The following is a 14,008-nucleotide window of genomic DNA, read 5'->3' on the forward strand; positions in this document are numbered from 1 at the left end:
TAACACCACTAATTAGTTGTTAATAACGCTAACCGGTTTTCGCTTTCGCTGTATGCCGTGTCAGTGGATGCGCATTATAGGCAGCTTAAGATTTAGTGCAAGCGCTTTTGTGCAAAAAAATGATCTTTTTATGATCTTTTATTCATTTGAGCACTTAACTACATGATACCCACTATTTACCCCCAAAGTTATCCACAAAGGGTGAATTTATCAGTCAGTTTTATTATCCCAGAAACAAAAAAGGTAGCGAATAATCGCTACCTTTTTTATCTAACATCAATAGTGAACAGTGAGTTAACTGAGTTTACCGTGACATTGTTTGTACTTTTGTCCTGAACCACATGGGCACGGATCGTTACGGCCTATTTTCTCACCTTCACGGATGACTGTTTTAGGCGCTTCTATTTGTTGCTCTGCTGTATCACTTAATGCTTCTGTTGCTGCGTGTTGATAAGCCAGTTTAATCTTTGCATCTTCATCACGGCGACGCTGCTCCATTTCATCAACATCTGACTGCGCTTGAACTTGTACTTTAGACAGTACGCTTATCACGTCATTTTTCAGTGTTTCAAGCAATTGTTGGAATAATTCAAACGATTCACGCTTATATTCTTGCTTTGGATTTTTCTGTGCATAACCGCGTAAATGAATACCTTGGCGTAAGTGATCCATGGCAGCTAAGTGCTCTTTCCAGAGTCCATCTAGTGTTTGCAGCATTACCGCTTTTTCAAATTGACGTAATACTTGTGCACCGACCATCTCTTCTTTAGCTTTATATAATTCACTCCATGACGTTAGAATCCGTTCGCGTAACGTTTCTTCATGCAGATTATCATCTTGATCTAACCATTCTTGAATTGTTAGCTTCAGGCCAAATTCATTACCAAGGCGTTGTTCAAGCCCCGGTACATCCCAAAGTTCTTCAAGTGATTGCGGTGGAATATATTGATCGACAATTCCACTTATCACATCTTGTTCGATATTCTGGATAGTGTCTTGAATACTTTCAGCATCCATTAGCTCGTTACGCTGTGCATAGACAACTTGACGTTGATCGTTAGCGACATCATCATATTCGAGCAATTGCTTACGGATATCAAAGTTACGAGCTTCAACTTTACGTTGAGCGTTTTCAATAGCACGTGATACCCAAGGATGCTCAATAGCCTCACCCTCTTCCATACCGAGCTTTTTCATCATGCCAGATACTCGATCTGAAGCGAAGATACGCATTAAGCTATCTTCCATCGACAAGTAAAAACGTGAAGAACCCGCATCACCTTGACGACCGGCACGACCGCGTAACTGATTATCGATACGACGAGATTCGTGACGTTCTGTACCTAGGATGTGCAAACCACCTGCAGCAAGCACTTCATCATGACGTATTTTCCAGTCAGCTTTAATCTTAGCTTTCTGTTCTGCCGTTGGATTATCTAGCGCTTCAATTTCCATGTTCCAGTTACCGCCTAATACGATATCTGTACCACGGCCAGCCATGTTAGTTGCAATAGTCACAGCACCTAAACTACCGGCTTGAGCAACAATCTCTGCTTCTTTTTCATGGAACTTAGCATTGAGCACGCTATGCGGAATGTTAGCTTTTTTCAATAAAGAGTTAAGTAGTTCTGATTGTTCAATAGAGACAGTACCCACTAATACTGGTTGGCCACGTTCACGACAACCTTCGATATCTTTAATAATCGCTGCATATTTTTCTGGCGCGGTAAGATAGACCAAGTCGGCCATATCTTTACGAACCATTGGGCGATTTGTAGGAACAACAACGGTATCTAAACCATAGATATGTTGAAATTCGAATGCTTCGGTATCTGCTGTACCTGTCATACCGGCAAGCTTTTCATACTGTCTGAAATAATTTTGGAAAGTGATAGAAGCCAGAGTTTGGTTTTCATTCTGGATTTTAGCGCCTTCTTTGGCTTCGACAGCTTGATGCAAGCCTTCTGACCATCTACGACCAGGCATAGTACGTCCTGTATGTTCGTCGACAATAATAACTTCATCGTCTTGTACAATATAGTCGATATCTTTTTCAAACAAGGTATGGGCGCGAAGTGCCGCATGAACATGATGCAATAACGAAATGTTCGTCGCAGAATAGAGCGAGTCACCTTCGGCTAACATGCCTTTTTCAATTAATAGCTGTTCAACTTTTTCTTGACCACGTTCAGTTAAATGAACCTGTTTACCCTTTTCGTCAATACTATAGTCACCTTCACCAACATAGTCTTCGGTGTCTTCTTTGTCTTGAGCGATGAGACTTGGGATCAATAAATTAATTTTGGCGTATAATTCAGAGCTGTCTTCTGCCGCACCAGAAATAATCAATGGTGTACGGGCTTCATCAATTAGAATTGAATCGACTTCATCAATAAGGGCATAGTGCAATGGTCGCTGAACGCGCTCTTGTGGAGAAAACGCCATGTTGTCGCGAAGGTAGTCAAAACCAAATTCATTATTAGTACCGTAGGTAATATCTGCGTTGTAGGCTTCTTTCTTTTCGAATGAACCTAAGCCAGCAATGTTAATTCCGACACTTAAACCTAAAAACTCAAATAATGGACGGTTATTCTCAGCATCACGTGTAGCTAAGTAATCGTTCACAGTAATGATGTGAACACCTTTGCCCGTTATGCCGTTAAGGTAAGCTGGCAAAGTTGCCGTTAGAGTTTTACCTTCACCGGTTCGCATTTCAGCAATACGATTGCTGTCTAAAACCATGCCGCCGAGTAATTGAACATCAAACGGACGCATGTCGAACACACGCTTTGATGCTTCACGTACAACAGCAAATGCTTCTGCCATGATGTTATCTAAGGTTTCGCCATTTTCTAAACGTGTGCGGAACTCTGTCGTTTTTGCTTTGAGTTCTTCATCAGAAAGCTTTTCGTAATCAGCTTCTAATGCATTAATTTGAATAACAATTTTTCCAAGATTTTTCAGGGTGCGGTCGTTGCGACTTCCGAATACTTTTGTCAGTAGTTTGCCTAACATCTTAATCACTTATCTGTTGTAGGTTTGGCTCATTTGAGCGCATTAACCGTTAATATTATTAACTTGCTTTGCGGTAAACGTATTTCTGTGGATCTATTTGTTGTTTACCACGCAGCACTTCGTAATGCACATGGGGGCCGGTTGAACGGCCTGTGCTTCCCATACTGGCAATTTTATCGCCTTTGGCAACGACGTCACCTACGTTTACTGACAGAGATTTATTATGTCCATAGCGAGTGCGAAGACCATTACCATGATCTATTTCGACTAACTCGCCATATCCAAGCATGCTTCCTGACCACGTTACAACGCCTGCAGCAGTAGTTGTAACATCTGCCCCTTCTTTGCCGGCAAAATCAATACCTTTATGCATTGTTCGTCGGCCACTAAAAGGGTCATTTCGTAAACCATAGGGCGAAGATAACCAACCTTTATCGATTGGCCGCCCTGATATATAACGCTCTTCATCTATATGGAGATTAGATGCTACTGTTTCAAGTAGTGACAGCTGAACGTTATTATTATCAATTCTAGACGCCAACTTATTCATTTCATCGATAAGTTGGCTTAATTCGACACCATTGCCGATTTCGCTTAACCCGCCGATACCAACTTCTGTAGAGAAATCAAACTGGTCATCAAGGAGGTTATTTTGCGCTACTTGCTGCCCTAGGGCTTCAAGTCGGGTGATTTTGGCCTGCATTTTTGCCACGTGAGCAACCAAGGTTGCCAGCTGGGTTTCTGTTGCAGTTTTGAGTTCTACCACTTGTTGCTTTTGCTGTTGGCGAAGCTGTTTATTTTCATCAACTTTCGCTTGTTGGTTAGCAAAACGCTCAGTGCTATATTGATATATTCCTGTGCCAGTGGCCATCAGAATAATAGGTAGGAGTAACCAACGCTTACTAGGTTGCCAGCGCGTTACACCATTTCGACCTTGGATAAAAACTGTTACACTCATAGCCTAATTCAGCCATCTTATTATCATATGAAAAAGCCCCCTCAAGATCTCAGCAATTTAGTTCATTTGTCTGGGAGACTGCCTGAACTGGCCGAGAAAGCAGAACTACTTAATAATCTGAATCGTTATGTCAAACAGACGTTAAATGGTCCTGTGGCAGAGCAGCTAAAAGTTGCTAATATCCGCCAGGGTGTTCTTGTTATTGAAACGACATCTGCAGCATGGGCTGCAAGAATAAACTTTCAAAAGCAGAAGCTATTAAAACAACTTCAAACTGACACACTTCCGATGCTTACCGCTATAGAGGTGAAAGTCAATCCTGGGCTTGCCTTAGCAAAACCACAATCTCAACCTAATCAAAATGTGATCAGCACCACTGCAGCACAACATATTGAAGCATTAGCTGCACATGTTGATGGTTCTTTAGGTGAAAAACTAAAACGGCTGGCTGCATTAGCCAGCCGTAATAGGCAATCTTAACTGATTAAACGTGCGCTAACGCACCTGGAACCATGAAGCTGACAGGCACATCAGCCTCTTTATCAAAGCTTACCAACTCCCACGCATCTTGCTGAGCAAGTAATGCACGCACAAGTTGGTTGTTTAACGCATGACCAGTTTTATAAGCTGAAAATTCGCCGACGATGGCATGACCAGCAACATATAAGTCACCAAATGCATCGAGGATTTTATGCTTAACGAATTCGTCTTCATAACGCAGACCATCAGGGTTTAATACACGATATTCGTCAAGTACAACGGCATTTTCCATGCTGCCACCTAGTGCTAGATTATTCGCACGTAGGTATTCAATATCTCGCATAAAACCAAATGTTCTGGCACGACTAATGTCTTTCACAAACGCTGATGTCGAAAAGTCCATCACCATGTGTTGTTGACTACGAGCAATTTCTGGATGATCAAAGTCAATTCTAAAATCAACTCTAAAGCCTTTAAAAGGTTTTAACTCAGCCCATTTATCGCCATCTTCAACACGCACAGGTTTGATGATTTTTAGGTATTTTTTAGCTGCAGCTTGTTCTTTAATTCCTGCACTTTGCAGTAAGAACACAAATGGGCTTGCACTGCCATCCATAATCGGGATTTCTGGTGCATCGACTTCGATAATTGCATTATCGATGCCTAAGCCGGCAAGTGCCGCAAACAAATGCTCAATGGTTGATATTCTAATCCCAGCATCGTTTACAAGGGCGGTACACATTGTTGTTTCACGAACCATATCAGCTTTGGCTGGGATAGACACAGCAGGGCTAAGATCGGTACGTTTTAGTACAATCCCTGTATTCACTGGTGCGGGCATAATGCATAGAGTCACTTTGTTGCCGGAATGTAATCCGACCCCAGTGCTCTTCACCATTTTTTGAACAGTTCTTTGAAAAATCATTCAGTCGCCCATAAATATCAATATTAAACAAATAGTTGCAAAAATAGCCTTAGGCTATCATGCATAACTGGTACAACATGCTACCATAAATTTAGCTTTTCACAAAAAAAACGCCAAACACAGAGTAAATGTATAAACCTGCTTGCAAAATAACCTTTTTCGCACACTTCGCTCATTAATCACGCAAAAACATAACGTTTTATCCGTGTATTAATCAGCTTGCTTACGCAAAAATGCTGGAATATCAAGATAGTCAGCATCAGTACGCTGTACAGGTTGAGGCTGCGGAACAGCATTACCTTTTGGCGCAGCGTAACTTTGTTGTGTCATCACTTCATCAACAGGTTCTGGACGCGGCTCTATTACAACAGGTTCTGGACGAGCAACAGGCTTAGACACTAATTGAATGTCTGGCTTTTTCTCTGCACCGATACCTGTAGCAACAACAGTTACACGTAACTCATCACTCATTTCTGGATCAATGACAGCACCAACTACAACAGTGGCATTGTCTGATGCATAAGCTTTAACGTGGTTACCCACAGTTTCAAGCTCTTCGATAGTGATATCCATACCTGCTGTGATGTTAACTAACACACCGCGAGCACCGGCTAAGTCGATATCTTCAAGTAATGGGCTAGCCACCGCAGCTTCTGCAGCTTCTTCAGCGCGATCATCACCACGAGCAACACCGGTACCCATCATGGCATTACCCATTTCGGACATAACGGTTTTCACGTCGGCGAAATCGACGTTGATTAGACCAGGACGAGTAATTAGCTCAGCAATACCTTGAACAGCACCAAGTAATACATTGTTAGCTGCAGCAAAAGCATCAAGCAATGAAGTACCACGACCCAATACTTTTAATAGCTTTTCATTGGGGATCGTAATTAACGAATCCACATGTTTAGCTAACTCGGCAATACCAAGTTCTGCATAGGCCATGCGCTTTTTACCTTCAAAAGGAAAAGGCTTGGTCACAACTGCAACGGTTAGAATACCTTCTTCACGGGCAATTTCTGCCACAACAGGAGCAGCACCAGTACCGGTACCACCACCCATGCCGGCAGCGATAAAGATCATGTCAGATCCTTTAATTGCTGCACGAATATTCTCGCGATCTTCTTCAGCGGCTTGACGGCCCACATCTGGGTTTGCGCCCGCACCGAGACCTTTAGTCACGTCGCGGCCAAGCTGAATAGTTGAACCAGCACTTGATTTACGTAGTGCTTGTGCATCTGTATTGGTAACGATAAATTCAACACCTTCGATGCTGTGTTTTACCATATGTTCGACCGCGTTTCCGCCGCCGCCACCGACGCCGATGACTTTAATCACCGCTTCGTCTGAATGTGTGTCCATGATCTCAAACATTGTCTGATCTCCATTTGTCTGCGTTATTAAAATTCACCCTTAAACCAACTTTTGACCCGATTCAAAAAGCTGGTAACCCCTTGGCGCTCAGGTCGTTCGAACTGTCGTTCGATGACTCGTCTTGCGCCATAATGAAGCAACCCTATTCCTGTTGAATAAATAGGTTGATCAACATATTCGTATAACCCTTTTACTGGTAGCGGTGATGCGACACGAACTGGCATACCAAAGGTTGCTTCAGCAATATCAACGGCACCCGATATCGAGGACGTTCCTCCAGTAAGCACAATCCCTGCTGCAATTTGATCTTCTAGACCGCTATCTTGTAACTGCTTGAGAACAAGCTCAAACAATTCTTGATATCTTGGCTCTACCACTTCTGCCAGAGTATGGCGTGACATGCTACGTGAAGGACGACCACCCACTGACGGTACTTCAATACTGTCTTCACGGCTTACCGTAGAACTTCTGGCACTGGCAAACTGCACTTTTATTTGTTCAGCATGCGTTAACGGTGTTCTGAATATCTTGGCGATGTCACTTGTGACTTGGTTACCCGCTACCGGAATAACTGCACAATGACGTAATGCGCCGTTGGTATATACAGCAATATCGGTTGTGCCACCACCAATATCAACAATACACACGCCTAAATCTTTCTCATCATTTGTGAGCACAGAGTCTGCAGAAGCGATGCCCGAAAATACCAAATCATCTACTTTTAAACCGCAACGCTCGACACTCTTAGTAATGTTTTTGGCCATATCATTAGCACAAGTAACAATATGAGCTTTGGCTTCCATACGCATGCCCGACATACCAATTGGGCTCTTAATGCCGTCTTGAACGTCAATTGAATACTCTTGCGGCAATACATGCAAAATACGACGTTCTGTCGGGATCTTAACCGAGCGTGCGGTATGGATTACATTATCGACGTCTTCTTGGGTGACTTCTTCGTCGTTAATCGACACCATGCCATTTTCATTTTGGCAGGCAATATGTTTACCCGAAATACTTAAGTACACCGATGAAACCTGGCAATCAGCCATTAACTCGGCTTGATCTAACGCCCGTTGCACACTACGCACTATAGAGTCGAGATCATTCACGCCGCCTTTATCCATGCCGCGAGAAGGATGATTACCTAAACCAATGACACTAATCTCACCATCAGGTAATACTTCACCAATGATCACTGCGACCTTGGATGTCCCTATATCTAACCCCACGATGAGGTTTCTTTCCTGATTTTTGGTCATTTATTGTCGACTCTCTTTTTTGAATCATCCCAACCTACGGCGAACCCGGTATCGTAACGTAAATCAACGGTCGCAATTGGTTTTTCACTTTGCTTCAAAGTTGGATACACATTAATAAAGCGTTGTATCCGTGACATTTTATCTTCTCGCCCAAGCTCTATTTCAATTCCGTTAGCCAGTACAGCATGCCACGCATGGCGAGGACTTAAGCGTAAACTGACCAACTTAAACTCGTTTATTGTCAATAAATCATCTAACTGCTGGTAGCTGGTCAATACTTCTATTTCTGTCCCTTCTGGGCCAGATAACTTGGGTAAGGCATCATGTTCTGAATGCGCAAACGCATCAAAAACCTCACCGTTAATATTAAGCCAAGACACTTCGTTCCAATGCGCTACAGCTTGTTGTTCTTGTAAGGTAACCTTAAACTTTGCCGGCCATTCTCGTCTTACTGATGCATGATAAACCCACGGCAATGCTTCTAATGCTTTTTGTACATCCACCACATCTGCGCTAAAAAAACTACTTTGCATTAATGACTGTAATGCATTTTTAATTTCGTCATCGGTGGTATAAATTCGCTCACCTTTAATAGCAACCGCTTCAATAGGCAATGCATCAGCATCGTTTAACAACTCGTGTAGTTGCACACAACCCCAAACAACGGTGCCAAGCACACTGCATAAAAACACTACACCAGTGCAAAAATACCAATTAACACGAGCTAATTTATGTTTTAGTTGCCGCCCTTTATCGCTCCACGACACCTTAAATCCGCCTCTGACGTTGTTCCGGAGTTAACTCCAAAAGATCGGTCATTATATAGACCAATTCATAAGGTTTAAAGCTCGATTTTCACACACAATAATTGGTGAAAAATCAATCACTTTATTGCTCTTCTACAAGCACTTTACAACCCAAATTATTCTGAGCTAATTCTTTCGATAAAGCACCAATATTACCCGCACCCTGGGTCATAAATAAATCCCCATGTTGCAACACATCAGGTAAAACTGCCGCTAGTTGATCTGGACTGGCGACAAAAATAGGGTCTATTTGACCTCGTAATCTAATTGAACGGCATAAAGCGCGCCCATCGGCACCCGGGATAGGAGCTTCACCCGCTGCATAAACATCTAATAATAATAAACAATCTACCTGCGACAATACATCGACAAAGTCTTCATATAAGTCGCGCGTACGGCTGTAACGATGCGGTTGATATGCCATCACTAAACGCTTGTCTGGCCAACCTGCTCGCGCTGCTTTAATCGTTGCTAATACTTCACTTGGATGATGGCCGTAGTCGTCCACGAGCATGACACTGCCATTAGGTGTTTCAAATTCACCTAAATGCTGAAAACGACGACCTATACCTTCAAACTCTGCAAGTGCTTGTACAATCGCACTATCATCGATGTCATCTTCACTGGCGACAGCAATCGCGGCTAAAGCGTTAAGAACGTTATGTTCACCTGGCAAATTAAGTACAATATCAACATTATCTTTGCCATGACGCTTAACCGTAAAACTTGACTGGTGACCATTTTGTGCAAAATTAATCGCCTGGACATCAGCCTCTTCACTGAAACCATAGGTCACAACTTGGCGGCCAATACGTGGCATAATTTCGCGGATCACTTCATCATCAATACACATTACTGCGACGCCATAAAACGGCAGATTATGTAAAAAATCGATAAAAGTGGTTTTCAGTTTCTCAAAGTCGCCACCATATGTATCCATGTGATCGGCTTCGATATTGGTGATCACACTGACCATTGGCTGCAAATGCAAAAAGCTTGCATCGCTTTCATCTGCTTCAGCAATAAGGTAACGACTGGTGCCTAGGCGTGCATTGGTACCTGCGCTATTAAGTAAACCACCAATCACAAATGTTGGATCACGGCCAGCTTGACCATAGACACTGGCAATTAAGCTCGTCGTGGTGGTTTTACCATGAGTGCCGGCAATCGCAACACCATGACGATAGCGCATTAACTCAGCCAGCATCTCTGCACGGCGTACAATCGGAATACGTAATTCTTTAGCGGCAATAATCTCAGGATTTTGCGGGTTAATGGCAGTCGAAACGACAACAACATCAACCTGTTCAACGCTTTGGGCCTGATGGCCAATAATGATTTTTGCGCCAAGACTCGCCAAACGCTCAGTTACGCTATTGATAGCGATATCTGAGCCGCTTATTTGATAACCTTCGTTCACAAGCACTTCCGCAATACCACCCATGCCGGCACCACCGATGCCAACAAAATGAATGCGCTTAATCCGTCTCATTTCAGGGATCATGCTACGAAGCTGTGCGTATCTTTCTGTCTTAGTCATTTCAACCCTTTCTCGCAAATGAGGCACAAATATCTGCTACTCGTTGAGTCGCATCTAATACCGCTACGCCTCTTGCCTTATGACCCATTTGGGCTAGTTCTTGTCTATTTTCAGCAAATAACTGCAATTTCTCAGCAAGGTTATCTGCATTTAAAATGGTTTGTGGTAATAAAAATCCTGCGCCAGCATCAACAAGTACTGATGCATTCACTGTTTGATGATCATCCACTGCATGAGGATACGGCACTAAAATACTCGGTAAACCCACGGCTGCCAGTTCGGACACTGTAAGGGCACCCGAGCGGCAAACCACTACATCGGCCCAACGATAAGCGGCTTCCATATCATCAATAAATTCTGCAACATTGACACTGTCTGATTGGCCAAGTTGTTGATAACTCGACTTTACTGTTGTTTGGTTATTTTTGCCCACTTGGTGCCAAACTGTCAGAGAATGATATTTACTCAGATGAGCCACCACAGCAGGCATGACATCATTCAATACTTTGGCACCTAAACTACCACCTACCACCAATACTCTTAACGCATCGGCTTGCGGTGTTTTAATTTGTGCGCCTAACTCAATCAGCTCTTGGCGGATGGGATTACCCACAACCTCAACATTAGTGACGCTACTGGTAAAGGTATTGGGGAATGCACACAACACTTTTTTGGCAATCTTAGATAACAACTTATTGGTTAATCCTGGAATCGCATTTTGCTCATGTAACACGACAGGAATACCTGACAATTTTCCGGCCACTCCGCCTGGGCCGCTGGCAAAACCGCCCATGCCTAAAATCACATCGGGTTGAAAATCATCAATTACCGCTTTAGCTTGAATAATTGAACGGATAATTTTAAATGGCGCCGCTAACTTACGTATAAGCCCATTACCACGCACACCTTTAATATCGATAAATTCAATATCAAATCCGTGTTGAGGCACTAAACGCGCTTCCATTCGGTCGGCAGTACCTAACCAACGTATTTGCCAACCTTTTTCAGCTAAATATTTCGCCACTGCAAGTGCAGGAAAAACATGGCCACCAGTGCCGCCAGCCATAATTAATATCTTAGGAGAACGACTAATATTACTGTTCATTAACTGGTTCTCCCTTGTACGGCTTGCACCAAACTAACTCGACGTTCATGATCTATCCTAACAAGCAACATCACCGCAGCAGTCATAATCCACAAACTACTGCCACCATAGCTAATAAACGGTAGGGTTAACCCTTTGGTTGGTAACATACCAATACTGGCCCCTACGTTAACTACGGTCTGAAAACAAATCCAAATACCAACACCATAGGCGACATAACTTTCAAAAGGGCGCTGCATTTTTAAACATAAATTACCCAATCTAATCGCACGTATAGCAATAAAAAATAATGTGCATAACACCACCATAATACCGGTAAACCCCAGCTCCTCACCGATAACAGCAAAGATAAAATCAGTGTGTGCCTCAGGTAAATAAGCCAGCTTCTGAATACTGTTACCTAAACCCTGACCAAACCAATCGCCTCGGCCATAAGCCATTAAGGACTGCGTCAACTGATAACCACTGCCAAATGGGTCTTCCCACGGATCCATAAACGAGGTCACACGTCGCATACGGTAGGGTTCGAATAGCACCAGTAATACGAAGGTCGCTACGCCAAGTAATATCAACACCATAAAGTCTGTAATGCGCGCGCCAGCCAGAAACAACAAGCTTACCGTACACACAAACAACACCACCACGGTGCCTAGGTCAGGCTGTAACAAAATCAATACTGCGAACAAACCGTAAACCCCAATCGGTTTATAGAAGCCTTTACGGTTTTCGCGTAATTCACCATGACGACGTACTAGGTAACCTGCCATGTATACAATAAATATAAACTTGGCCATTTCGGCGACTTGGATCCTAATAGGACCGATAGACAACCAACGACGAGCACCGTTAACCGAAGTACCGATAAACAGTACTGCTATCAATAATACCAACACCGCTAGCATCAGCATGCCGCTGTTTTTTTCCCAATAGCTGACTTCAAACTTCAGTACCACGAAAGCAATCACTACGCAGCCAACAAGGTAAAGCACATGGCGATACATAAAATAAAACGGGTCGCCAGTCAGTTTGGTCGCTTCAGGCATTGAAGCAGACATCACCATAACAAAGCCAAAACACATTAAGCCGACAATCGCGACTAGAAAGCTACGGTCGTATAACGGCATACCCGGTGTATGGTCATCTGATAATAACGAGGGCAAAGTCCAATTAAGGCCCCTTTTAAACAAGCTAAGTTGCTGCTCGTTATTCGCCATCGGCTAACGACTCCACACACTGTCTAAAATCATCACCGCGAGCCATAAAGTTCTTATACATATCTAAACTTGCACATGCTGGCGACAATAATACTATGTCACCAGACGATGTTAATTCAGCGGCTTTGGCGACGGCCTCTGCCATCGTTGTCACTTCAATAGTGCCTGGTTTTAATTTGGCAATTTTGCGTCCATCTCGCCCCAAGGTAATAAGCTGGGTAATATTGCTCAACGGTTCTATAAGCGGACTAAAATCACTGCCTTTACCGTCTCCACCGGCGATCAAATACAAATCACCTAAGTGTGAATTAAGTCCCTCTAGCGCGGCAACTGTCGCGCCAACATTGGTCGCTTTAGAGTCATTGATATACGACACACCTTGCTTAACGGCAATCAGTTCGCAACGATGGCTTAAACCAACAAAGGTTTTAGCCACTTCTATCATGGCCTCTTTACCGACACCACAAGCATCGGCTAATGCCATTGCAGCTAATAAGTTTGCATGGTTATGGCTACCAATTAAGGTCACATCAATTAAATTAATAATTTCACTGTCACCATGGAAAATCTTGCCATCACTTAATCCCCATGCATCGCCTTCTGGCACATCCAAACCAAAATTATTTTGATTCATTGGCTCTAACGGATAAGTTAACTCGTCATCACGGTTGTACATCACAAAGCGACTTTGTGGGTATAAGCGTAATTTTGCTTCGCGGTAAGTATTTAAGTCACTATAGCGATCCATATGATCTTCGCTAACATTGAGACACGTTGCCGCAATACAATTTAATGAATGAGTTGTTTCAAGTTGAAAACTCGATAGTTCAAGTACGTAAAAGTCTGCATTCTGAGGTAATAAATCCAGCGCTGGTGTACCAATATTACCGCCAATCGCCACCGATTTTCCGGCAGCTAACAGCATTTCGTACACTAATGTCGTCACCGTAGATTTACCATTTGATCCAGTGATACCGACAACGCAAGGTTTTTTGTCTGCTATTTCTCGAGCAAATAACTCGACATCACCAATCACTTCAATTCCCATGTCCAATGCTGCACGCACTTCAGGCGTATCGATTGGCACACCAGGGCTGATGATAATTTGGCTAGACTGAACTAAATAACGACAATCAAACCCGCCAGCCAATAATTCAATATCGGCAAACTCTTGTGCCAACGTATCTGCACCCGGCGGATGACGACGACTGTCCATCACTAAAGGTTTAATGCCTTTAGACACTAAAAAACGCACGACCGAGAGCCCTGTTGCCCCTAAGCCTAAAACAATGTGCGTATATTGAGTTTGCATAATACTGACCTTGA

11 protein-coding genes are annotated in these 14,008 nt (G+C 43.2%); 1 reads left to right on the forward strand and 10 read right to left on the reverse strand.

Annotated elements, in window-relative coordinates:
* Window positions 1-294: 294 nt before the first annotated feature.
* Window positions 295-3,015, reverse strand: coding sequence for a preprotein translocase subunit SecA (gene secA, locus CXF88_RS19710; RefSeq protein WP_101088495.1), 2,721 nt, complete (start codon window positions 3,013-3,015; stop codon window positions 295-297).
* A 58-nt stretch (window positions 3,016-3,073) separates the two neighbouring features.
* Window positions 3,074-3,973, reverse strand: a complete 900-nt coding sequence (locus CXF88_RS19715) for a M23 family metallopeptidase (RefSeq protein ID WP_101088496.1) — start codon at window positions 3,971-3,973, stop codon at window positions 3,074-3,076.
* A gap of 27 nt (window positions 3,974-4,000) precedes the next feature.
* Between CXF88_RS19715 and CXF88_RS19720 the strand changes: the two genes are divergently transcribed.
* Window positions 4,001-4,453, forward strand: coding sequence for a DciA family protein (locus tag CXF88_RS19720; protein ID WP_101088497.1), 453 nt, complete (start codon window positions 4,001-4,003; stop codon window positions 4,451-4,453).
* Window positions 4,454-4,457: 4 nt separating this feature from the next.
* Here CXF88_RS19720 and lpxC read toward each other — a convergent pair whose 3' ends face one another.
* The 8 genes from lpxC to murD form a co-directional block, all read right to left on the reverse strand.
* Entirely contained in the window at window positions 4,458-5,378 is a 921-nt protein-coding gene (gene lpxC, locus CXF88_RS19725; protein WP_011639209.1) for a UDP-3-O-acyl-N-acetylglucosamine deacetylase, read from the reverse strand.
* A gap of 210 nt (window positions 5,379-5,588) precedes the next feature.
* Window positions 5,589-6,755: a cell division protein FtsZ gene (gene ftsZ, locus CXF88_RS19730; protein ID WP_101088498.1), complete on the reverse strand. Its 1,167-nt coding sequence runs from the start codon at window positions 6,753-6,755 to the stop codon at window positions 5,589-5,591.
* A gap of 26 nt (window positions 6,756-6,781) precedes the next feature.
* Window positions 6,782-8,017 carry a cell division protein FtsA gene (gene ftsA / locus CXF88_RS19735; RefSeq protein ID WP_101088499.1) on the reverse strand — a complete coding sequence of 412 codons (1,236 nt, stop codon included), beginning with the start codon at window positions 8,015-8,017 and terminating at the stop codon, window positions 6,782-6,784.
* On the reverse strand, window positions 8,014-8,784 hold the full coding sequence (locus tag CXF88_RS19740; protein ID WP_101088500.1) for a cell division protein FtsQ/DivIB: 771 nt from the start codon (window positions 8,782-8,784) through the stop codon (window positions 8,014-8,016). The genes ftsA and CXF88_RS19740 overlap by 4 nt, the downstream gene beginning before the upstream one ends.
* 121 nt (window positions 8,785-8,905) lie before the next feature.
* Window positions 8,906-10,363: a UDP-N-acetylmuramate--L-alanine ligase gene (gene murC, locus CXF88_RS19745; RefSeq protein WP_101088501.1), complete on the reverse strand. Its 1,458-nt coding sequence runs from the start codon at window positions 10,361-10,363 to the stop codon at window positions 8,906-8,908.
* A 1-nt stretch (window position 10,364) separates the two neighbouring features.
* Window positions 10,365-11,468 (reverse strand): undecaprenyldiphospho-muramoylpentapeptide beta-N-acetylglucosaminyltransferase, encoded by a 1,104-nt coding sequence (gene murG, locus CXF88_RS19750; RefSeq protein WP_101088502.1) that lies wholly within the window; start codon window positions 11,466-11,468, stop codon window positions 10,365-10,367.
* Window positions 11,468-12,682, reverse strand: a complete 1,215-nt coding sequence (gene ftsW, locus CXF88_RS19755; protein WP_101088503.1) for a cell division protein FtsW — start codon at window positions 12,680-12,682, stop codon at window positions 11,468-11,470. The genes murG and ftsW overlap by 1 nt, the downstream gene beginning before the upstream one ends.
* The gene (murD, locus tag CXF88_RS19760) at window positions 12,672-13,994 is read right to left on the reverse strand and encodes a UDP-N-acetylmuramoyl-L-alanine--D-glutamate ligase (protein ID WP_101088504.1); all 1,323 of its coding nucleotides are present in this window, start codon (window positions 13,992-13,994) and stop codon (window positions 12,672-12,674) included. The genes ftsW and murD overlap by 11 nt, the downstream gene beginning before the upstream one ends.
* Between the last annotated feature and the right edge of the window lie 14 nt (window positions 13,995-14,008).

The sequence above is a fragment of the Shewanella sp. ALD9 genome, from assembly GCF_002836315.1.
Taxonomy (GTDB): domain Bacteria; phylum Pseudomonadota; class Gammaproteobacteria; order Enterobacterales; family Shewanellaceae; genus Shewanella.

Coding starts and splice junctions, on each gene's coding strand:
- secA (WP_101088495.1), bottom strand. CDS start 3,015: ATGTTAGGCAAACTACTGACAAAAGTATTCGGAAGTCGCAACGACCGC.
- CXF88_RS19715 (WP_101088496.1), bottom strand. CDS start 3,973: ATGAGTGTAACAGTTTTTATCCAAGGTCGAAATGGTGTAACGCGCTGG.
- CXF88_RS19720 (WP_101088497.1), top strand. CDS start 4,001: ATGAAAAAGCCCCCTCAAGATCTCAGCAATTTAGTTCATTTGTCTGGG.
- lpxC (WP_011639209.1), bottom strand. CDS start 5,378: ATGATTTTTCAAAGAACTGTTCAAAAAATGGTGAAGAGCACTGGGGTC.
- ftsZ (WP_101088498.1), bottom strand. CDS start 6,755: ATGTTTGAGATCATGGACACACATTCAGACGAAGCGGTGATTAAAGTC.
- ftsA (WP_101088499.1), bottom strand. CDS start 8,017: ATGACCAAAAATCAGGAAAGAAACCTCATCGTGGGGTTAGATATAGGG.
- murC (WP_101088501.1), bottom strand. CDS start 10,363: ATGACTAAGACAGAAAGATACGCACAGCTTCGTAGCATGATCCCTGAA.
- murG (WP_101088502.1), bottom strand. CDS start 11,468: ATGAACAGTAATATTAGTCGTTCTCCTAAGATATTAATTATGGCTGGC.
- ftsW (WP_101088503.1), bottom strand. CDS start 12,682: ATGGCGAATAACGAGCAGCAACTTAGCTTGTTTAAAAGGGGCCTTAAT.
- murD (WP_101088504.1), bottom strand. CDS start 13,994: ATGCAAACTCAATATACGCACATTGTTTTAGGCTTAGGGGCAACAGGG.